Below are 19,760 nucleotides of genomic sequence, written 5' to 3'. Positions count from 1 at the left end.
CCCCCTATCCGAGGCATTCGTGTCAAAAGGCATTTTCTGTTCGGTCACGGCGTCCTGCCTGTTCGCCGTGATGTACTTCTATACCTCCCTGCTGTCACCGCTCGATGGCGAAGAAATCTTCGGCTGGCGCACCCTGCTGACCCTGCCTTGCCTGACCCTGTTCATGCTGGTGAGCAAGGACTTCAAACGCGTCGGCGAGCTGCTCGCCCGCGTGCGCCGCACGCCCGTCCTGCTGCTGGGCATGGTCGGCACCTCGTGGTTGATGGGTGTGCAGCTGTGGCTGTTTCTCTGGGCGCCGCTGCATGGGCGCAGCCTGGAAGTGTCGATGGGTTACTTCCTGCTGCCGCTGGCGATGGTGCTCACCGGCCGGCTGGTGTACGGCGAGCGCCTGTCGCGCCTGCAGAAAGTGGCGGTGAGCTGCGCTGCGCTGGGTGTGGGGCACGAGCTGTACCAGAACGGCAGCTTCGCCTGGGAAACCCTGTTGGTGACGATCGGCTACCCGATCTACTTCGTGCTGCGTCGGCGTTGCCGCACCGACCACCTGGGCGGGCTGTGGTGCGACATGTGCCTGCTACTGCCTTGGGCCCTGTACTTCGTCAGCCAGGGCCCGCTGAGCAGCGCCGACCTGCTGGCGCACCCCGGCCTGTACGGCCTGATCCCGCTGCTTGGGGCGATCAGTGCATCGGCCCTGATCGCCTACGTGCTGGCCAGCCGCATGTTGCCGTTCAGCCTGTTCGGCCTGCTCAGCTACGTCGAACCGGTGCTGCTGGTCGGCGTGGCGCTGCTGCTGGGCGAAACCATCGGCCCGGATCAGTGGCTGACCTACCTGCCGATCTGGGCCGCGGTGCTGGTGCTGGTGGCCGAAGGCTTCAAGCACCTGATGCGTCAGCGCCGGCGTTCGGTGTAAGGCGCACCTGGCGCACCCGGCGCTCCTCCACCGCCACCACGGTCATGCTCCAGCCGTTCCAGGCCAGGTGGTCGCCGACCACCGGCAGCCGGTCGAGCAGGCTCATCACCAGGCCCGCGAGGGTCTGGTAGTCCTCGGTGGCGCGGGCGACGAAACCGGTACGGGCCTGGACCTGGCTGAGGTTCAGGGCACCGCTGACGACAAAGCTGCCGCCCTCCTCGACAATCTCCGGGCCTTCCACTTCGCTGGCGTCGGGCAGCTCACCGGCGATCGACTCGAGGATGTCGGTCATGGTCAGCAGGCCGGTGAAGTCACCGAACTCGTTGACCACGAAGGCAATGTGCGTCGACTGGCTGCGCATCTGCTCCAGGGCGTTGAGGATGCTGAAGCTCTCCAGCAGGTTCAACGGCGCGCGGGCCATGCCTTCAAGGTCAGGGGCATTGCCCGACAGGTACTCCTTGAGCAACTCCTTCTTGTGCACGAAGCCCAGCGGCTCGTCGATGCGGCCCTCGCGAATCAGTGGCAGGCGCGAGTAAGGCGAATGGGCCAGCGCCTCGGTGATCGCCGCCGCCGGCTGCGCCAGGTCGAGCACATCGACCTCGGCACGGGCAGTCATGACGGTACGGATCGGCCGCTCGGCCAGGTTCAGCACGCCGCTGATCATCACCCGCTCGCGGCGGTCGAACAGCACCTGCTCTTCGCCACCCTCGACCAGGTCGGCAATTTCCTCACCCACCTCGTCGGCTTCCACCCGCCGCCCGCCCAGCAGGCGCAGCACGGCATGGGCGGTGCGCTCACGCAGCGGCCGGTGCTGCTGCAGGCTGCGCTTGCGGCGGGCACGGGCCAGCTGGTTGAACAGCTCGATAAGGATCGAGAAGCCGATCGCCGCGTACAGGTAGCCTTTCGGGATGTGGAAGCCCAGGCCTTCGGCGGTCAGGCTGAAACCGATCATCATCAGGAAGCCCAGGCACAGCATGATCACCGTCGGGTGGGCGTTGACGAAGCGGGTCAGCGGCTTGCTGGCGACGATCATGATGCCGATCGAGAAGATCACCGCGATCATCATCACCGACAGGTGCTCCACCATGCCCACCGCGGTAATCACCGCATCGAGCGAGAACACTGCGTCCAGCACCACGATCTGCGCGACGATCGGCCAGAACGCGGCATGGCGCAAGCCGCCGCTGTTCTGCGTGACGTGGCCTTCGAGGCGTTCGTGCAGCTCCATGGTGGCCTTGAACAGCAGGAACACACCACCGAACAGCATGATCAGGTCGCGGCCAGAGAAACTCTTGCCGAACACCTCGAACAGCGGCGCGGTCAGGGTGACCATCCACGAGATGCTCGCCAGCAGGCCCAGGCGCATGATCAATGCCAGGCTCAGGCCGATCACCCGCGCGCGGTCGCGCTGATGCGGCGGCAGCTTGTCGGCCAGGATGGCGATGAACACCAGGTTGTCGATACCCAGCACCAGCTCGAGGACGATAAGCGTCAACAGGCCTAGCCAGGCCGTGGGGTCGGCTAGCCATTCCATTAGCGGGTACTCACGAAGGAAGCGTCACGGGGACGAAGGAAGGATGGCCGGGACGGCCAGGAACTGGGGGGCTCCGCGAAGGTGCTCATGGGGACCTTGATAGCAATTAGGGACGTCGATGCTACAAGCACAGCAGGTTTTTCTGACAGCGCAAAACTATTACAAAACCTGTAACAGGTCATTGGGGGACTTTTCTTCAATACCCCTGGCAGCCCGCACGGCAGGATGACGGCCATCCATCCCCTGCACGGAGTCAACCGATGAGCCTGTCCCTTTCCATGGCCGCCTTCGCCTTGGCCGCGTCCATATCGCCCGGCCCGGTCAATATCGTTGCCCTGGGCAGCGGTGCACGCCACGGGCTGCGCGCCAGCCTGGGGCATGTGGCCGGTGCCACGCTGGGGTTCTGCCTGCTGCTGGTGCTGGTGGGGCTGGGGCTGCACGAGCTGCTGCTGCGCTGGCCGTTGCTGGGCGAGGTGCTGCGCTGGGGCGGCGTGGCATTCTTGTTGTACATGGCCTGGAGGCTGGCTTGCGACAGCGGCCAGTTGACGGGCGAGCAGCGCCAGCATCCACCTTCGGCCTGGCAAGGGGCGGCGATGCAGTGGCTGAACCCCAAGGCCTGGCTGGCGGCGGTGGCGGGTGTTGGGGCCTATACCGGGGGGGAGCAACAATTGCTGTGGTTGTTCAGCTGGATCTACGGGCCGATCTGTTTCGTCTCGGTGGCCTGCTGGGCGTGGGCCGGCAGTGTGATTCGCCACTACTTGAACGAGGCGCGCTACTTGCGGCTGCTCAACCGCAGTCTGGCGGTGTTGCTCGTGGGCAGTGCGGGGTATCTGGTCTATTGATGTTGGCTTTGCCGGCCCTTTCGCGGGGCAAGCCCGCTCCCACAGGCACACTGGACTGCCCTAAGGGTTGGATTGGTGGCGCAGTCCACACTGTGGGAGTCGGCTTGCCCCGCGAAAGGGCCATGACGGACAAACCTCAATGCTCGGCATCGCGATAATGCCCAGGCGTCGCCGCCAGATGCTGCTTGAACGCCCGCTGCAGGTGCGCCTGGTCGGCAAACCCCGCCTCCAGCGCCACCTCGGCAATCGCCCTGCCCCTGCGCAATTGCGCCCGTGCATGCTGCACCCGCTGGTCCAGCAGGTAACCATGGGGCGTCAGGCCAAAGCGCTGGGCAAAGGCGCGAATCAGATAGGACCGGGACAGCCCGCTGGCCGCACAGATATCCGCCAGGCTCAACGGGTCCAGGCGGTGTGCCCGAATGAACGCTGCCGCAGTGTCCAGGCGCGGGTGCGCATCGCGCTGCTCTTGCGCCACGGACTGCAGATAACCGGGCAGGTCATCGAAAAAGCACGCCAGCCGCGCTTCCCGGTCGTCGTTCTCGCCATCGAACAAATCGGCAAACAGCTGCAGCAGCCGCTGGTACAACGCGGGCGAGGTGCTGCAGGCCTGGGCCGGCAGCGCGAAGCCTTGCGCCCGCAACCACGGCATATCGACAAACAGCATCAGGTACGACCAGCCCTGCCCGGCAATCGGGTTGCAGGTGTGCACCACGCCCGGGTTCATCAATACCGTGGTGCCGGCGCTCACCTCGCGCTGGCTGCCGGCACTCAAGTAGGTGCTACGCCCGCCGGTGATCACACCGATGGAAAAGCTTTCATGGGAATGGGCCGCATAGCACACCTTGCGCCCATCCCCCACGCGCCGGGCCTCGACAAAGGGCAACGCCGGATCTCGCCAGAACCGCGACACCTCGATCATCGCACGGCCCTCACTCGCCGCTGTCGTGCACCACCACCAGCAACTGCGCCGGGCGCGGGCCGACCGAACGCAGGCGGTGCGGGGTCTGGGCATTGAAATGCAGCGCATCGCCTTGCGCCAGCAACACCCGCTCGTTCATGAAGTCCACCTCCACCTGCCCCTCGTGCACGAACAGAAACTCTTCGCCCTGGTGCTCCTTGAAGGTCGGGTCGCTGAACTCGGTTGGCGGCTGGATCAGAAACGGCAACAGGCTGCGCTGGCCGACCTGGCTGGTCAGCGCCGCATACCCCGGCCCCTGGCCGTCACCCACCAGCGCCTGGCGCTCGCCCTGGCGCACCAGGCTATAGCGGCCCTGCCCGGCTTGCTCTTCGGCGAACAGCTCCTCGACATTGACGTTCAGTGCCCGCGCCAGCTTCAGCGCAGCGGCAATCGACGGCGTGTTCAGACCCCGTTCGACCTTGGACAGGTAGCTCTTGGTCATGCCTGCCTTGTCGGCCAGCACCTCAAGCGTGATCCCTAGTTTTTTTCTCAGCAATTTCAATCGGATAGACATGTGCAGCGGTTTTCCCAAACGAACGCACTTGCTCATGACACTTTGTGTCATATAGGATAATCTGTGTCATGTGATTGACCGCCTCTCCACCGACCAAAGTATCGAGGCGGGCAAGCACCGACATCCACCATCACGCCACCGAGGACACACCCCCATGGCCAAGACCCTCACACACAGCAAAGACCAGCTGGTGCAAAAAGCCCTGACGCAGATGCAAGGCTCGCTTGCCGATAATACGTGGACTGTACGGGAAAAGCTGGCCCTGACCTGCCGAATTCTCTTCGAGCACGGCCACGATTCTGGCCTTGCCGGGCAGATCAGCGCCCGCGGCCCGCAGCCGGGCACCTTCTACACCCAGCAACTGGGCCTGGGTTTCGACGAAATCAGCGCCAGCAACCTGCTGTTGGTCAACGAGGACCTTGATGTACTCGAAGGCCAGGGCATGCCTAACCCGGCCAACCGCTTCCACAGCTGGGTGTACCGCGCCCGCCCGGACGTGAACTGCATCATCCACACCCACCCCACCCACGTCGCCGCCCTGTCCATGCTCGAAGTGCCGCTGGTGGTGTCGCACATGGACCTGTGCCCGCTCTACGACGATTGCGCCTTCCTCGAAGCCTGGCCCGGCGTGCCGGTGGGCAACGAAGAAGGTGAAATCATCAGCGCCGCCCTGGGCGACAAGCGCGCCATCCTGCTCTCGCACCACGGGCAGCTGTCCACCGGCACCAGCATCGAACAGGCCTGCGTCTACGCCCAGCTGATCGAGCGCGCCGCGCGCCTGCAACTGCTGGCCATGGCCGCCGGCACCGTGAAACCCATCGCCCCGGCGCTGGGCCGCGAAGCGCACGACTGGATCGACCGGCCCAAGCGCCATGCGGCTGCCTTCAACTACTTTGCCCGGCAAAGCCTGCGCGCCCACGCCGACTGCCTGAACTGACCCCTGAATGCCTTGCTTGCGGAGCCCACAATCATGACCACAGAATTCAACGGCATCATCGGCTACACCATCACCCCGTTCAGCGCCGACGGCGAACAGCTCGACCTGCCGGCCCTCGGCCAGTCCATCGAGCGCCTTGTGCACGGCGGCGTGCAGGCCATCGCGCCGCTGGGCAGTACTGGAGAAGGCGCATACCTGAGCGACAGCGAATGGCAACAAGTGGCCGAGTACAGCCTGGCCCAGGTGGCCCGGCGCGTGCCCACCATCGTCAGCGTCTCCGACCTGACCACCGCCGGCGCCGTGCGCCGCGCCCGCTTCGCCCAGGCCCACGGCGCCGATGCGCTGATGGTGCTGCCGGCGGCCTACTGGAAGCTCAGCGAAGCAGAAATCCTCCAGCACTACCGGGCCATCGGCGAGGCCATCGACCTGCCGATCATGCTCTACAACAACCCCGCCACCAGCGGCACCGACATGCCGGTGGAGCTGATCCTGCGGATCGTGCGGGAAGTCGCCAACGTGACCATGGTCAAGGAGAGCACCGGCGACATCCAGCGCATGCACAAGCTGCAGCTGCTCGGTGAAGGCCAGGTGCCGTTCTACAACGGCTGCAACCCCTTGGCGCTGGAGGCGTTCGTGGCCGGGGCCAAAGGCTGGTGCACGGCGGCGCCGAACCTGATCCCGGCGCTCAACCAGCAGCTCTACCAGGCGGTGCTGGCCGGTGAACTGGAGCACGCCCGGGCGCTGTTCTACCGGCAGCTGCCGTTGCTCGAGTTCATTCTCAAAGGCGGGCTGCCTGCGACCATCAAGGCAGGGCTGGCACTGACCGGGCTAGCGGTGGGTGAGCCGCGTCGGCCGGTGTTCGGGTTGGATGAGCAGGGCCGGGCGAAGTTGGCGGCGTTGCTCAACACCCTGCAATAGCGGTAATTGACACAGCACCTGTGGGAGCCGGCTTGCCGGCGATAAGGGTCAAGGCGTTTTTCGCCTGCATAGGCCTCATCGCCGGCAAGCCGGCTCCCACAGGTTCGCTGCCAGTCTATTTAATTCAAGGCATCACCGGCGGCACGTACTGCAAGGTCGTGCCCAGCGCCCAAAGCAGCACCAGCACCAACGGTATATGCACCAGCAGCTGCACGAACGAGAAGCCGATCAAATCGCGCGCCTTGAGCCCCAGCACCCCCAGCAACGGCAGCATGTAGAACGGGTTGATCAGGTTCGGCAGCGCTTCTGCCGCGTTGTAGATCTGCACCGCCCAGCCCAGGTGGTACTGCAGGTCATTGGCCACCATCATCACGTAGGGGGCTTCGATGATCCACTTGCCGCCGCCCGAAGGGATGAAGAAGCCCAGCACCGCCGAATACACGCCCATCAGCAGCGCATAGGTGTCGTGGGTGGCGATCTGGGTGAAGAACAGCGAAATGTGGTGCGCCAGGGTCTGCTCATCCACGCCCTTGACCTGGGTAAGGATGGCCGCGATCGAGCCATACAGCGGGAACTGGATCAGCACCCCGGTGGTGGTCGGCACGGCGCGGGCCACGGCGTCGAGGAAGCTGCGCGGGCGCCAGTGGAGCAAGGCGCCGAGCATGATGAACAGCAGGTTGTAGGTGTTGAGCCCGGAAATCGCGGTGATCGCAGGCTTGGTGGCGAACTCCTGGTACAGCCAGCCGCCGGCCAGGGCCACCAGCAGCAGGATCAGGATCGGGCTGTATTCCAGCCATTCGCCCGGGCGGGTGCGTTGCGGTGCGGGCGGCGCCGTGAAGCTTGGGTCCACGCCGCAGTCTTCGGCGCTGCGCGCGCTACCCGCGCCAGGCGCGGTGGCATAGGCGATCACCAGCGACACCACGACCAGCACCGCCAGCATCACCCCGGACTGCCAGAGGAAGATGGTTTCGGTGAACGGGATCACCCCGGTGATCGACAGGATCGATGGCGGCAGGCTGGCCGGGTTGGCCTGCAATTGCGCCGCCGACGACGACAGGCCCAGCGCCCACACGGCGCCCAGGCCCAGGTAGGCGGCGGCGCCTGCGGCGCGGTAGTCCATCTTCAGCTCCGTGCGGCGCGCCAGCGCCCGCACCAGGAGCCCGCCGAACACCAGCGACAGGCCCCAGTTGAGCAGCGAAGCGAGCATCGAGATCAACGCCACCCAGCAGACGGCGGAACGGCCGTTCTTCGGCAGCCGCGCCAGGCGGTCGATCAGCCGTGCGGCCGGTGGCGAGCTGGCCACCACGTAACCGCCGATGACCACGAAGGCCATCTGCATGGTGAACGGGATCAGGCTCCAGAAGCCATCGCCAAAGGCCTTGGCCGTGTCGGTGGGCTTGGCGCCCATGGCCAGGGCGCCGATGCACACCAGCATCACGGCCAGGGCTGCGAAGACCCAGGAGTCGGGGAACCAGCGTTCGGCCCAGTTGGAGCAGCGCAGGGCAAAGCGGGCGGAGCGGCTGTCTTGAATTTCAGCGGCCACGGGTACTTTCCTTTTATTGGTTTTATCGAATAACGAACACAACGCAAAAACCCCATGGCAGCAGGTTTGCCCGCGAATGCGCTGGCAACTTCGCCAGGGCATTCGCGGGCAGGCCCGCTCCCACAGGGTTGGGAGAGAAATGGCTTAGAAGGTCATTTCTTTCACATCATCCGGCACGATCAGTTTGCCGGCAGTCTTCTCGATGATCTCCTCGACGCTCACCCCAGGCGCGGTTTCGCGCAGGATGAAGGCGCCGTTTTCGATCTCAAGGTACGCAAGGTCAGTCAGCACCTTGCGGATGCAGCCGGCGCCGGTCAGCGGCAGGCTGCACTGGGGCAGCAGCTTGGACTCGCCGTCCTTGGAGGCGTGGGTCATGGTGACGATGATGTTGTCGGCACCGGCCACCAGGTCCATGGCGCCGCCCATGCCCTTGACCAGTTTGCCCGGGATCATCCACGAGGCGATGTTGCCCTGCACGTCCACCTCGAAGGCGCCCAGCACGGTGAGGTCGACGTGGCCGCCACGGATCATGGCGAAGGATTGCGCCGAGTCGAAGATCGAGGCGCCGCGGCGGGCGGTGACGGTCTGTTTGCCGGCGTTGATCATGTCGGCATCGAGGGTGCTTTCGGTCGGAAACTCGCCCATGCCGAGCAGGCCGTTTTCCGATTGCAGCATCACATCCATGTCGGCGGGTACGTAGTTGGCCACCAGGGTCGGGATACCGATGCCCAGGTTGACGTAGTAGCCGTCCTTCAGTTCACGGGCGACGCGTTGCGCCATCTGTTCGCGGGTCAGTGCCATGGTCAGGATCTCTTTGTTGTTCTGATGGACGGCGCTCAGGCCTTGACGGTGCGCTTTTCGATGCGCTTTTCGAAGCTGCCGACGATGACCCGGTCAACGTAGATGCCCGGGGTATGGATTTCGCTGGGCAACAGCACGCCGGGCTCGACGATCTCTTCCACTTCGACCACGGTGATCTTGCCGGCGGTGGCGGCCAGCGGGTTGAAGTTTTGCGCGGTGTTGCGGTACACCACGTTGCCGTAGTGGTCGGCCTTCCAGCCCTTGACGATGGCGAAGTCGCCGGTGATGGATTCTTCGAGGATGTACTTGCGGCCCTTGAACTCGCGCACTTCCTTGCCGTCGGCCACTGGGGTGCCGTAGCCGGTGGCGGTGTAGAAGGCCGGGATGCCGGCGCCGCCGGCGCGCATTTTCTCGGCCAGGGTGCCTTGGGGGGTGAGTTCCACTTCCAGCTCGCCGCTGAGCAGTTGGCGCTCGAACTCGGCGTTTTCGCCCACATAGGAGGCGATCATCTTGCGGATCTGCCGGTCTTCGAGCAGCACGCCCAGGCCAAAGCCGTCGACGCCGCAGTTGTTGGAAACCACGGTCAGGCCCTTGACGCCACGGCGGCGGATTTCGTTGATGAGGTTTTCCGGGATGCCGCACAGGCCGAAGCCGCCCGCCAGCACCGTCATGTTGTCGGTCAGGCCGTCGAGGGCCTCTTCATAGGTTGCTACGCGCTTGTCCAGTCCGGCCATGTTGATCCGCCTTTTGTAGTTGTTGAACCGACGAGGCTGTCGGTGAGCGTGTACCTGCATCTTCACCGCTGGCGACTGATTTGTTAATTTTGTTTTCATCATCGATTGATAATGTTTCCAAAATAAACGTGAGCCTGCCATGAACGTCAAGCAACTGCGCGCCTTCGTCGCCGTCGCCAAGTACCAGAGTTTTGCCCAGGCTGGCGAGCACCTGCACGTTTCCCAGCCGGCCTTGAGCCTGACCATCAAGGCGCTGGAGGACAAGCTCGGCGGCGCCCTGCTCGCCCGCACCACGCGCAGCGTCAGCCTGACCGCCGAGGGCGAAGTGCTGCTGCCGCTGGCCCGGCGCCTGCTGGCGGACTGGGACGACACCGAAGAAATGCTGCGCCAGCGCTTCACCCTGCAACTGGGCCGGGTATCGGTGGCGGCCATTCCGGCCTTTGCCGGCAACCTGCTGCCCCACAGCCTCAAGGTGTTTCGCCAGCGCTACCCCAAGGTCAACGTCACCGTGCACGACGTGATCAACGAGCAGGTGCTGGAACTGGTGCGCCATCGCCGCGTCGAACTGGGCATTGGCTTTGAGCCGGACAATTGCGATGGCCTGGACTTCCATCCGCTGTACCTGGACCGTTTCGTTGCCGTGGTGCCTGCCGACTCGCCGTTGGCCTTGCAACAGCAAGTGGCCTGGACACAATTGCTGGCGGAGGATTTCATCGCCCTGCAACGCCCGTCGGCCGTGCGGCTGCTGCTGGAGCAGAATGTTGCGGCGTTGCACGGCAAGCTGGCGGTGGCGTTCGAAAGCCACCAGCTGTCGACCATTGGCCGCATGGTCGCCAGTGGCCTGGGCGTCAGCGCGGTGCCGGCGCTGTGCATCAACCAGATGCAGGAACTGGGCGCGCGCTGCGTGACGCTGGTCGAGCCCGCCGTGGAGCGGCGCATCGGCGTGATTGCCCTGAGTGACCACAAGCTTTCCACCGCAGCCCAGGCGCTGCTTGAAGTGCTGCTTTCCCACACCCACGCTCCGGAGGTGACATGCGTTACGTGAAACTGGCAGGTTGCAACGTACCGGCCATAGGCCAGGGTACCTGGTACATGGGCGAAGACCCGGCCCAGCGCGCGGCTGAAGTGGCAGCGCTGCAGCAAGGTATCGAGCTGGGCATGAACCTGATCGACACGGCCGAAATGTACGCCGAAGGCGGCGCCGAGAAGGTGGTCGGCCAGGCCATCGCCGGGCGCCGTGACCAGGTGTTTCTGGTCAGCAAGGTGTACCCGCACAATGCCAGCCGGCGCGGCGTGCCCGAGGCCTGTGAGCGCAGCCTGAAACGCCTGGGCACCGACGTGATCGACCTCTACCTGCTGCACTGGCGTGGCCAGTACCCGCTGGAAGAGACCGTCGAGGCGTTCGAGCGCTTGCGCGAGCAAGGCAAGATTCGCCGCTGGGGGGTGTCCAACTTCGATGTCGATGACCTGCGCGAACTGCACAACCCTGACTGCGCCACCAACCAGGTGCTGTACAACCCGGTGCAGCGTGGCATCGAATTCGACCTGCTGCCCTGGAGCCGGCAGCGGGGCCTGCCGACCATGGCTTACTGCCCGCTGGCCCAGGCCGGGCGGCTGTTGCAGCACCCGCTGCTGGCCGAGATTGCCGAGCGCCATGGGGCGACGCCGGCCCAGGTCAGCCTGGCCTGGGTGACTCGTGAAGACGGGGTCGTGGCCATTCCCAAGGCGGTGGCGCCGGAACATGTGAGGCTTAATGCGGCGGCTGGAGAATTGGTGTTGAGCAGCGAGGACCTGCGGGCGATCGATCGTGTATTCCCGGCGCCGACGCGCAAGCAGCATTTGGCGATGGTCTGATCGCATTGCAATGGGGCTGCCTTGCAGCCCAATCGCTGGCAAGCCAGCTCCTACAGGCCTGTTGCGCAGCTTTACTGTGGGAGCCGGCTTGCCGGCGATGAGGCCACTGCTATCAATGAAAATCCCGGCTGCGTACATCCAGCCCCTGCAGCAACACACTGATATCCTCGAGCCGCCGCGCAATCAGGTGCCGCACGCCATTCTCCTGCTCCAGCCGCCCGCTTACCTTGAGCAATTGCGCCCCCACCAGCGCCCGCCGCTGCCGCTCGGCCAGCTCACGCCAGACCACCACATTGACCATGCCGAACTCATCCTCCAGCGTCACGAAGGTCACGCCACTGGCCGTCTGCGGGCGCTGGCGCCCCACCACCAGCCCCGCCACGGCAATCGCATCGCCATGCTCCACCCCCGCAAGCTGCGCCGAACTGCGGCACCCCAGGGCGCGCAAGCGCGGGCGCAACAAGCACAGCGGATGCGGCCCCAAAGTCGTGCCCAAGGTGTCGTAATCGGCCACCAGGTCTTCACCCACGGTCGGCGCAGGCAGGGCTACCGCGGCCTCGGGTGACGCTTCAAGCTCGGCGAACAGCGGCAACTGCGGCTGCACCGCCGCCACCTGCCAGCGCGCCTGATGCCGATCGCTTGCCAAGGCCCGCAACGCCCCCGCATCGGCCAACCGGGCACGGGCGCGGCTGTCGAGGCCCGAGCGCAGGCACAGGTCCTCGACATCGCGCCAGGGCCGTTGCGCCCTCGCCTGCTCAAGCCGCCGGGCATCGGCTTCGGCAAAGCCGCGAATCTGCCGCAAGCCCAGGCGGATGGCCAGGGCGCCCTGGGCGACAGGCTCCAGCGTGCAGTCCCATTCGCTGTGCAGCACATCCACCGGGCGTACCTCGATGCCCTGGCGCCGCGCCTCCTGCAACAGCTGGTCAGGGCTGTAGAAGCCCATCGGCCAGCTGTTGACCAGCGCACAGGTGAAGATCGCCGGCTCGTGGCATTTGAGCCAGCTGCTGGCATAGCACAGCAAGGCGAAGCTGGCCGCGTGCGACTCGGGAAAGCCGTAGCTGCCAAAGCCTTTGATCTGCTCGAAGATGCGCTCGGCAAAGGCCAGGTCGTAACCATTGCGCAGCATCCCCTCGATCAGCCGCACGCGGTGGGGTTCAAGGCCGCCGTGGCGCTTCCAGGCGGCCATGCTGCGGCGCAACTGGTCGGCCTCGCCAGGGCTGTAGTCGGCAGCGACCATGGCCAGTTCCATGACCTGCTCCTGGAACAGCGGCACGCCCAGGGTGCGCCCGAACACTTCCTTGAGCTTGGGCGATGGGTAGGTGATCGGCTCCAGCTTCATGCGCCGGCGCAGGTAGGGGTGCACCATGTCACCTTGAATCGGCCCGGGGCGCACGATGGCCACCTCGATCACCAGGTCGTAGAAGGTGTTGGGCTTGAGCCGCGGCAGCATGGCCATTTGCGCCCGCGACTCGATCTGGAACACGCCCATGGTTTCGGCGCGGCTGATCATGGCGTAGGTGGCCGGGTCTTCGCTGGGGATGGTCGCCAGGGTCAAATGCCGGCCACGGTGGCGTTGCAGCAGGTCGAAACAGCGGCGCAAGGCACTGAGCATACCCAGGGCGAGCACGTCGACCTTGAGCAGGCCGACCATGTCCAGGTCGTCCTTGTCCCACTGGATCACCGTGCGCTCGGCCATGGCCGCATTCTCCACCGGCACCAGGTGGTCCAGGGGCTGTTCGGAAATCACGAAGCCGCCGGGGTGCTGGGACAAATGCCGCGGGAAGCCGATCAACTGCGCAGCCAGGCGCAGGATGCGCTGCAACGACGGGCTGGACGGCTCGAAGCCGGCCTCGGCCAGGCGTTGTTCATCGGGGATGCGGTCGCTCCAGCGGCCGCAGCACTTGGCCAGGGCATCCACCTGGTCGGCCGGCAGGCCCAGCACCCGGGCGACATCACGCACTGCCCCGGCGCCATGGTAGGTATTGACCACCGCCGTGAGTGCGGCGCGGTGCCGGCCATAGCGGCGGAACACGTACTGGATCACTTCCTCGCGCCGGTCGTGCTCGAAGTCCACGTCGATATCGGGGGGCTCGTTGCGCTCGCGAGACAGGAAGCGTTCGAACAGCAGGCGGTGTTCCATCGGGTCCAGTTCGGTGATGCCGAGCACGAAGCACACCACCGAGTTGGCTGCCGAACCCCGCCCCTGGCAGAGGATATGCTGGCTGCGGGCGAAGGCGACGATGTCGTGCACGGTGAGAAAGTAGCTCTCGTAACCCAGCTCTTCGATCAGCGCGAGCTCCTTGTACAGCACCTCGCGAACCCGTTCGCTCGGCCCTGCCGGCCAGCGCAGGGGCAAGCCGCGTTCGCACAGCTCGCCCAGCCAGCTCGCCGGGGTATGACCCTCGGGCACCAGTTCGCGCGGGTACTGGTACTTCAGCTCGCCGAGGTCGAAGCGGCAGCGCTCGGCGATGCGCAGGGTTTCGGCGAGCAGATCGGCCGGGTACAACTCGGCCATTTGCTCGAGGGTGCGCAGGTGGCGCTCGCCATTGGCGTACAGGTAGCGCCCGGCCTCGGCCACGCTGCAGTGCTGGCGGATGGCGGTCATGCAGTCTTGCAAGGCGCGCCGACCGCGCACGTGCATGTGCACGTCGCCACAGGCCACGGCGCGGATGCCCAGCTGCGCCGCCAGGTTGCGCAAGCTGGCCAGCCGGGCCTGGTCATCGCTGCCCCGGTGCAGGTGCACGCCCAGCCACAGGCGCTCGGCGAACAGCGCGTGCAGCCACTGGCCGGGCGCCGGGTCGCTCGGGTCATCGGCCAGCCAGATGGCCAACAGCCCCGCATGGTGCTCAAGCAAGTCGTCGCGCAACAACTGGTAGTCGCCCTTCTCTGCCCGCCGCCGCGCACGGGTGATCAGGGCACAGAGGTTCTGGTAGCCGGCCAGGTTCTCCACCAGCAGCACCAGTTTCGGGCCGTCCCGCAGGCGCACTTCGCTGCCGACGATCAAACGCAGCTGCTGCGCCTTGGCCGCCTGCCAGGCCCGCACGATGCCGGCCAGGGTGCACTCGTCGGTGATCGCCAGCGCCTGGTAGCCCTGTTCGCGGGCGCGGCGAAACAGTTCTTCGGCGCTGGAAGCCCCGCGCTGGAAGCTGAAATTGGACAGGCAATGCAGTTCGGCGTAACCCACGCAGCTCATGCGAACCAGCCCTGCAGCCACAGCGGGCCGGGTTGCGCCAGGTCGCGATAGGCCCAGCCGCGCAGGCCCTCGCGGGTTTCGATACGGTAGTAGTCGCGGCGCACATCGCCGCCGTCCCACCAGCCCGACTCGATGCGCTCGGCCTGGCTCAGCAAGGTGTGGCCATGGGTTTCCAGGGGCACGGGCTGCGCCAGCAACCAGCCCGGGCGGCTGCCCGGCAGGGCCTGCAGGCTGGCGGGCGCGCCTTGTTCGGCGCCTTGCCAGGCGCATTCCGGGCGGTGGTCGGCCTCGGCGCGCAGGCCCTTGACCGCGTCATCGCCCAAGCGGGCGCGCAAGCGCTCGCGCAGTTGCTCCCAGGGCTGGGCCTGTTGCGCCCGCGGGTCGAACAGGGCCTGGTGCTGGGGCACGAAAGGCGGCAGGTCGGTGGCAACCAGGCGCAGGTTGCGCACCGGCGCCGGAATGCGCAGCGGTTCCAGGCGCCCGCGGGCCAGCTCGAAGAGCATTGCTGCATCGCGCTCAGCAGCCAGCAGGCCAACCTGCAGTTGCGTATCCGGCCCCTCGGCGTGCTCCAGGTACAGGCAGAAGCGCTGCACGCCGCAATCGCGCCCGGCGAGAAACGCCGCCAGGTCGTTGAGCATGCGCCGCAGCGGGAACAGCAGGGCCTGGTGCGACTCGACGTCGAAGTTGAGTTCCAGCCGCGTTTCGAAGCGGTCGGGTGGCTGGTAGAAATCCAGGCCCAGGCTGCGCAGGCCAAGCAATTGGTCCAGGTGCAGCTGCACCTGCGCCGAAAAGCGCTTGGCCAAGCCATCGCGCGGCAATGCCAGTACTTGCCCGAGCTGGCGCAAGCCCATGCGGCCAAAGGCTTCGGCGGCGTCCTGGGGCAGGCCCACGCGGGTGATGGGCATGGCTGCCAGTGCGGCTCGGGTGGCTTGCGGGCAGGTCAGCGCCAGGCCGTCATGGCCGTTGGCAAGCATGCGCGCCGCCACCGGGTTGGTCGCCAGCACGATCCGCTGGCGCAGCCCCAGCGCGGCCAGCTCCTCTCGCAAGCGCGCCTCGAACACAGGCCAGGGGCCGAACAGCTGCAGGCTCGAACCCACTTCCAGCAACAGCGCCCGCGGGTAATGCAGGCTGACCTGGGCACTGAAACGGTAGGCCCAGGCGGCCAGCAACTGCTGCAGTTGCTCGATGCGCGCCGCATCGGCTTCGACGCACTGGAAGCCATCGGCCATGGCCCGCGCGGCGGTCAGGCTCTGCCCGGCGCGCAAGCCCAGCGCCGCAGCGGCCGGGTTGACGGCTTGCAGGATGCGGCGCTGGCTCGGGCCGCCGATCAGGGCCAGGGGCGAAGCGGTGTCGTCACGTTCGCGCAGGATCGAGTCCAGCGCCAACTGCGGCAAAAGGATGCAGGCCCAGAGCATGGCGCATCAGCCTCGCCCGATCGGCACAGCCGGGGGCAGGCCACCGCGGCACTTGAGCACGCGCCACTGGGCAGGCTGGGTGTCGATGGCAATGCGCAGCGCCGCGGGTGAAGGGTTGTGCGCCGCCTGTTGCGGCCGGCAGGCAATGGCCAGTGCCTGGCCGGTTTCAGCGGCCACCTGCAAGCGCCGCAAGGCGCGGTCGTCGGCCCGCTGCGGCCAGCACAGCACGGCAGCGCAACTGCCCGAACGCAGGCATTGTTCAGCGGCCCAGAGCGCATCCTGCGCCTCGGCGTCGACCTGCACCAGCCAGCGCAGGTCCACACCCGCCGACTGCCAGGCCGGCGCGTAAGGTATGAAGGGCGGCGCCACCAGCACCACCCTGCCCCCCTCGCCCGTGAGCCGTGCCAAGGAAGGCCACAGCAGCTGCAGTTCACCACAACCGGGGCTGGCCAGCAGCAGTTCGCTCAATGCCGCCGCCGGCCAGCCGCCCTCGGGCAGGCGCTCGTCGAGTGTGGCGTGGCCGGTGGGCTGCAGGCCGACGGGGCGCGTTTGTACCTGCCGCCCACGCCAGACCTGGCGCTGATCCAGCAGCCGATCGAGATCGACTACCGCGCCCATCAGTCGCGCCTCAACAGGCCGCAGAACACGCCTTCGATGAAGAAGTCGCGCTCCGGCCCGACATCGATCGGCGCATACGCCGGGTTGCGGGGCAACAGCCGGTAGCCGCCCGGTTGGCGCTGCAAGCGCTTGATGGTGACTTCGCCGTCCAGGCGGGCGACCACGATCTGGCCGTCACGGGCATCGCCCTGCTGGCGGATACCCACCAGGTCGCCGTCGAAGATGCCGTCGTCGACCATCGAGTCGCCGCGCACCTTGAGCAGGTAGTCCGGAGTGCGGCGGAACAGGCTGGGGTCGAGCAGCAGTTGCTCGTGGATGCCCAGGTCGGGGCCGATCGGGGCACCTGCCGCCACCTGGCCCAGCACCGGCACTTCGAGGATTTCCGGGCGGCGCAGCGGCTCGGCCAGGCGGATGCCGCGCGCCTGGTTGGGGGTGACGTCGATGTAGCCAGCCTGGCACAAGGCGGTGATGTGCTTGCGCGCCACGCTGCGCGAGGCGAAGCCGAAGCGGCTGGCGATGTCGGCCAGGCTCGGGGGCTGGCCGTGGTCGGCAATGCGCTCGCGGATGAAGTCGAGGATTGCCCGGCGTTTTGGGGTGAGATTGTCCATGGAGTACATTTGTACTCTTTTCCCGACACACTGAACAGCCCCCTTCGTCGTCGGCTTTGGTTATCATCCCCGGGCGTGTGTTTTTAACTATCTGGATACCTGATGCTGACTGCCCTGCTGTTCGACCTCGACGGAACCCTGACCGACACCGACACCCTGCATTTGCAGGCGTTTCGCCAGTTGCTGCATGACTACGACGGGCGCGAGCTGACCCAGGCGCAGTTCGATGCCCAGGTCAGTGGCCGGGCCAATGGCGAGTTGTTCGCCGAGCTGTTTCCGCAGGCCAGTGCAGCGCAATGCCAGGCCTTGGCCGAGCGCAAGGAGGCGCTGTTCCGCGAAATGGCCCCGGCACTGCAACCGATGCCGGGTTTGTTGCGCTTGCTGGCCCATGCCCAGGAGCACAGGGTTGGCATGTGCGTGGTGACCAACGCACCGCGGCTCAATGCCGAGCACATGCTGGCGGCCATGGGCCTGGGCGAGCGTTTCGAGCATGTGCTGGTGGCCGAGGAGCTGGCACGGGCCAAGCCCGATCCGCTGCCCTACCTGACCGGGCTCGAGCGGTTGCAGTCGCGGGCCGGGCAAGCGCTGGCGTTTGAGGATTCGTTGCCGGGGGTCAAGGCGGCCAGTGCTGCCGGCATCTTCACCGTGGGGCTGGCGACGACCCAGACGGCCGAGCGGCTGATGGCTGCCGGGGCGAAGCTGGTAGTGGATGATTTCAATGACCCGCGCTTGTGGGCGTTGATCGAAGCGATGCAGGGGTAGGTCCTTTTATCGCCCTGTGTGGAATGCCTGCAAAGTTGATGCGATCCCTTGTGGGAGCCGGCTTGCCGGCGATGAGGCCGGTGCAGGCAAATAGATTGTCGCCTTGATTGCTCTGTCGGGCCCTATCGCCGGCAAGCCGGCTCCCACAAGGGCCTTTCACCGTACCGGCCATTGGCGCCCGTTCGTCGCCCTTCTCGCTTGCCTGTCGAATCAGGCCCCGCTCCTACGACCATGAGTGAATCCCAACGCGCGGAGTCACCGCCATGAGCCATCCAGAAAACGGTCACGAGGTCGTCTCACGCAGCCAATGGCTGGCTGCGCGCCGGCAACTCTGGCTGCACGAAAAAGCCTTCACCCACCAGCGCGACGAACTGGCCGCCGCCCGCCGCGCCCTGCCCTGGGTCAAGGTCGAGCACGACTACCGCTTCCAGGGGCCGGACGGCGAGCTGAGCCTTGCCGACCTGTTCGCCGGGCGCAGCCAGTTGCTGCTCTACCACTTCATGTTCGTCGAAGGCTGGAGCGAAGGCTGCCCCGGCTGCTCGTTCCTCGCCGACCACTTCGACGGCGCCAACCTGCACCTGGCGCATCACGATGTGTCGCTGGTTGCCGTGTCGCGCGCGCCTTACGCCGAGTTCCAGGCGTTCCGCCAGCGCATGGGCTGGCGCTTCCCCTGGTACTCCTCGCAGGGCAGCGGCTTCAATGAAGACTTCGGGGTCAGTGTAGGCAGCCAGGGCGAGCGCCAGTACAACTATGAGCCCTATACCGGCAACGAGGCCGAACTACCGGGCCTGAGCGCCTTCTACCGTGAGCCGGACGGCGCGGTGTACCACACCTACTCCACCTACGCCCGCGGGCTGGACATCCTGGTCAACACCTACAACTTCCTCGACATCGCGCCGCTGGGGCGCAACGAGGCCGGGACCATGGACTGGGTGCGGCATCACGATCGCTACGAGGGGCAACCCGCGAAGCCGCACTGCTGCCATGAGTGAGGGGCTCAGCCACGCACCCCGAGCATGCCGCGCTCGACGATGAAGTCGATCACCGCCTGCAGGCCGTCGCCTTTCTTCAGGTTGCTGAAGGTCCACGGGCGCTCTGGGCGCATGCGCCGGGTGTCGCGCTCCATCACCTCCAGCGAGGCGCCCACGTAGGGCGCAAGGTCGGTCTTGTTGATCACCAGAAAGTCCGACTTGGTGATGCCCGGGCCGCCCTTGCGCGGGATCTTCTCGCCCTCGGCCACGTCGATGACGTAGATGGTCAGGTCGGCCAGCTCCGGGCTGAAGGTGGCGCTGAGGTTGTCGCCGCCACTTTCCACGAAGATCACTTCCAGGTTGCCGAACTTGCGCGCCAACGCCTCGACGGCCGCCAGGTTCATCGAGGCATCCTCGCGGATCGCCGTGTGCGGGCAGCCACCGGTTTCCACGCCAACGATACGCTCGGGCTCCAGCGCGCCGGCCTCGGTGAGGATGCGCTGGTCTTCCTTGGTGTAGATGTCGTTGGTGACCACGGCGATCTGGTAATGCTCGCGCATGGCCTTGCACAGGCATTCGAGCAGCGCGGTCTTGCCAGAGCCGACGGGGCCGCCGACACCGACGCGCAGGGGTTGCTGATAGCTTTGCATG

General features: G+C 66.2%; 19 protein-coding genes. 8 read left to right on the top strand and 11 right to left on the bottom strand.

Going from position 1 to position 19,760, the window contains the following annotated elements:
• Positions 1 to 19 precede the first annotated feature (19 nt).
• Positions 20 to 907: an EamA family transporter RarD gene (gene rarD, locus L6D75_RS00210; protein ID WP_176517859.1), complete on the top strand. Its 888-nt coding sequence runs from the start codon at positions 20 to 22 to the stop codon at positions 905 to 907.
• Here rarD and L6D75_RS00205 read toward each other — a convergent pair.
• Positions 870 to 2,441, bottom strand: a complete 1,572-nt coding sequence (locus L6D75_RS00205; RefSeq protein ID WP_236193314.1) for a TerC family protein — start codon at positions 2,439 to 2,441, stop codon at positions 870 to 872. The genes rarD and L6D75_RS00205 overlap by 38 nt on opposite strands.
• Before the next feature lie 260 nt (positions 2,442 to 2,701).
• Here L6D75_RS00205 and L6D75_RS00200 point away from each other — a divergent pair, with 260 nt between their 5' ends.
• Entirely contained in the window at positions 2,702 to 3,283 is a 582-nt protein-coding gene (locus L6D75_RS00200) for a LysE family translocator (RefSeq protein ID WP_236193313.1), read from the top strand.
• Positions 3,284 to 3,419: 136 nt separating this feature from the next.
• Here the strand turns inward: L6D75_RS00200 and L6D75_RS00195 are convergent, their stop codons facing one another.
• Together L6D75_RS00195 and L6D75_RS00190 are read right to left on the bottom strand one after the other, a co-directional pair.
• Positions 3,420 to 4,202, bottom strand: coding sequence for an AraC family transcriptional regulator (locus L6D75_RS00195; protein WP_236193312.1), 783 nt, complete (start codon positions 4,200 to 4,202; stop codon positions 3,420 to 3,422).
• A 10-nt stretch (positions 4,203 to 4,212) separates the two neighbouring features.
• The gene (locus L6D75_RS00190) at positions 4,213 to 4,755 is read right to left on the bottom strand and encodes a helix-turn-helix domain-containing protein (RefSeq protein WP_236193311.1); all 543 of its coding nucleotides are present in this window, start codon (positions 4,753 to 4,755) and stop codon (positions 4,213 to 4,215) included.
• Between the two features lie 154 nt (positions 4,756 to 4,909).
• On the opposite strand from L6D75_RS00190, the gene L6D75_RS00185 reads away from it, so the two are divergent.
• Together L6D75_RS00185 and L6D75_RS00180 are read left to right on the top strand one after the other, a co-directional pair.
• The gene (locus tag L6D75_RS00185; protein WP_236193309.1) at positions 4,910 to 5,692 is read left to right on the top strand and encodes an aldolase; all 783 of its coding nucleotides are present in this window, start codon (positions 4,910 to 4,912) and stop codon (positions 5,690 to 5,692) included.
• Between the two features lie 33 nt (positions 5,693 to 5,725).
• Entirely contained in the window at positions 5,726 to 6,610 is an 885-nt protein-coding gene (locus L6D75_RS00180) for a dihydrodipicolinate synthase family protein (RefSeq protein WP_236193307.1), read from the top strand.
• 124 nt (positions 6,611 to 6,734) lie between these two features.
• On the opposite strand, the gene L6D75_RS00175 is transcribed toward L6D75_RS00180, so the two are convergent.
• The 3 genes from L6D75_RS00175 to L6D75_RS00165 form a co-directional block, all read right to left on the bottom strand.
• Positions 6,735 to 8,153 (bottom strand): short-chain fatty acid transporter, encoded by a 1,419-nt coding sequence (locus L6D75_RS00175; protein WP_236193305.1) that lies wholly within the window; start codon positions 8,151 to 8,153, stop codon positions 6,735 to 6,737.
• Between the two features lie 144 nt (positions 8,154 to 8,297).
• The gene (locus L6D75_RS00170; protein WP_236193303.1) at positions 8,298 to 8,954 is read right to left on the bottom strand and encodes a CoA transferase subunit B; all 657 of its coding nucleotides are present in this window, start codon (positions 8,952 to 8,954) and stop codon (positions 8,298 to 8,300) included.
• Positions 8,955 to 8,989: 35 nt separating this feature from the next.
• Positions 8,990 to 9,688, bottom strand: a complete 699-nt coding sequence (locus L6D75_RS00165) for a CoA transferase subunit A (protein ID WP_176518303.1) — start codon at positions 9,686 to 9,688, stop codon at positions 8,990 to 8,992.
• A gap of 139 nt (positions 9,689 to 9,827) precedes the next feature.
• Between L6D75_RS00165 and L6D75_RS00160 the strand changes: the two genes are divergently transcribed.
• Positions 9,828 to 10,733 carry a LysR family transcriptional regulator gene (locus L6D75_RS00160; RefSeq protein WP_236193300.1) on the top strand — a complete coding sequence of 302 codons (906 nt, stop codon included), beginning with the start codon at positions 9,828 to 9,830 and terminating at the stop codon, positions 10,731 to 10,733.
• Positions 10,721 to 11,542 (top strand): aldo/keto reductase, encoded by an 822-nt coding sequence (locus L6D75_RS00155; RefSeq protein ID WP_236193298.1) that lies wholly within the window; start codon positions 10,721 to 10,723, stop codon positions 11,540 to 11,542. Before L6D75_RS00160 ends, L6D75_RS00155 begins: the two co-directional genes overlap by 13 nt.
• A gap of 112 nt (positions 11,543 to 11,654) precedes the next feature.
• Here the strand turns inward: L6D75_RS00155 and L6D75_RS00150 are convergent, their stop codons facing one another.
• From L6D75_RS00150 to lexA, 4 genes are read right to left on the bottom strand one after another with little or no spacing between them, the layout of a single operon-like run.
• Positions 11,655 to 14,735 (bottom strand): error-prone DNA polymerase, encoded by a 3,081-nt coding sequence (locus L6D75_RS00150; protein WP_236193296.1) that lies wholly within the window; start codon positions 14,733 to 14,735, stop codon positions 11,655 to 11,657.
• On the bottom strand, positions 14,732 to 16,150 hold the full coding sequence (locus L6D75_RS00145) for a Y-family DNA polymerase (RefSeq protein ID WP_236193295.1): 1,419 nt from the start codon (positions 16,148 to 16,150) through the stop codon (positions 14,732 to 14,734). The genes L6D75_RS00150 and L6D75_RS00145 overlap by 4 nt, the downstream gene beginning before the upstream one ends.
• Positions 16,151 to 16,156: 6 nt before the next feature.
• Positions 16,157 to 16,768 carry a translesion DNA synthesis-associated protein ImuA gene (imuA, locus tag L6D75_RS00140; RefSeq protein WP_176518357.1) on the bottom strand — a complete coding sequence of 204 codons (612 nt, stop codon included), beginning with the start codon at positions 16,766 to 16,768 and terminating at the stop codon, positions 16,157 to 16,159.
• Positions 16,768 to 17,385: a transcriptional repressor LexA gene (gene lexA, locus L6D75_RS00135; protein ID WP_236193293.1), complete on the bottom strand. Its 618-nt coding sequence runs from the start codon at positions 17,383 to 17,385 to the stop codon at positions 16,768 to 16,770. Before lexA ends, imuA begins: the two co-directional genes overlap by 1 nt.
• 93 nt (positions 17,386 to 17,478) lie before the next feature.
• Between lexA and L6D75_RS00130 the strand changes: the two genes are divergently transcribed.
• Positions 17,479 to 18,138, top strand: a complete 660-nt coding sequence (locus L6D75_RS00130) for an HAD family hydrolase (protein WP_236193291.1) — start codon at positions 17,479 to 17,481, stop codon at positions 18,136 to 18,138.
• 263 nt (positions 18,139 to 18,401) lie between these two features.
• Positions 18,402 to 19,130, top strand: coding sequence for a DUF899 domain-containing protein (locus L6D75_RS00125; protein ID WP_236193288.1), 729 nt, complete (start codon positions 18,402 to 18,404; stop codon positions 19,128 to 19,130).
• Between the two features lie 5 nt (positions 19,131 to 19,135).
• Here L6D75_RS00125 and ureG read toward each other — a convergent pair whose 3' ends face one another.
• The gene (gene ureG, locus L6D75_RS00120) at positions 19,136 to 19,759 is read right to left on the bottom strand and encodes an urease accessory protein UreG (protein WP_236193286.1); all 624 of its coding nucleotides are present in this window, start codon (positions 19,757 to 19,759) and stop codon (positions 19,136 to 19,138) included.
• Between the last annotated feature and the right edge of the window lies 1 nt (position 19,760).

The organism is Pseudomonas faucium (assembly GCF_021602585.1).
In the GTDB taxonomy this organism is placed as follows: Bacteria; Pseudomonadota; Gammaproteobacteria; order Pseudomonadales; family Pseudomonadaceae; genus Aquipseudomonas; species Aquipseudomonas faucium.
The sequence above is the reverse complement of the archived record's forward strand: the minus strand, read 5'-3'. Positions and strand labels throughout refer to the sequence as shown.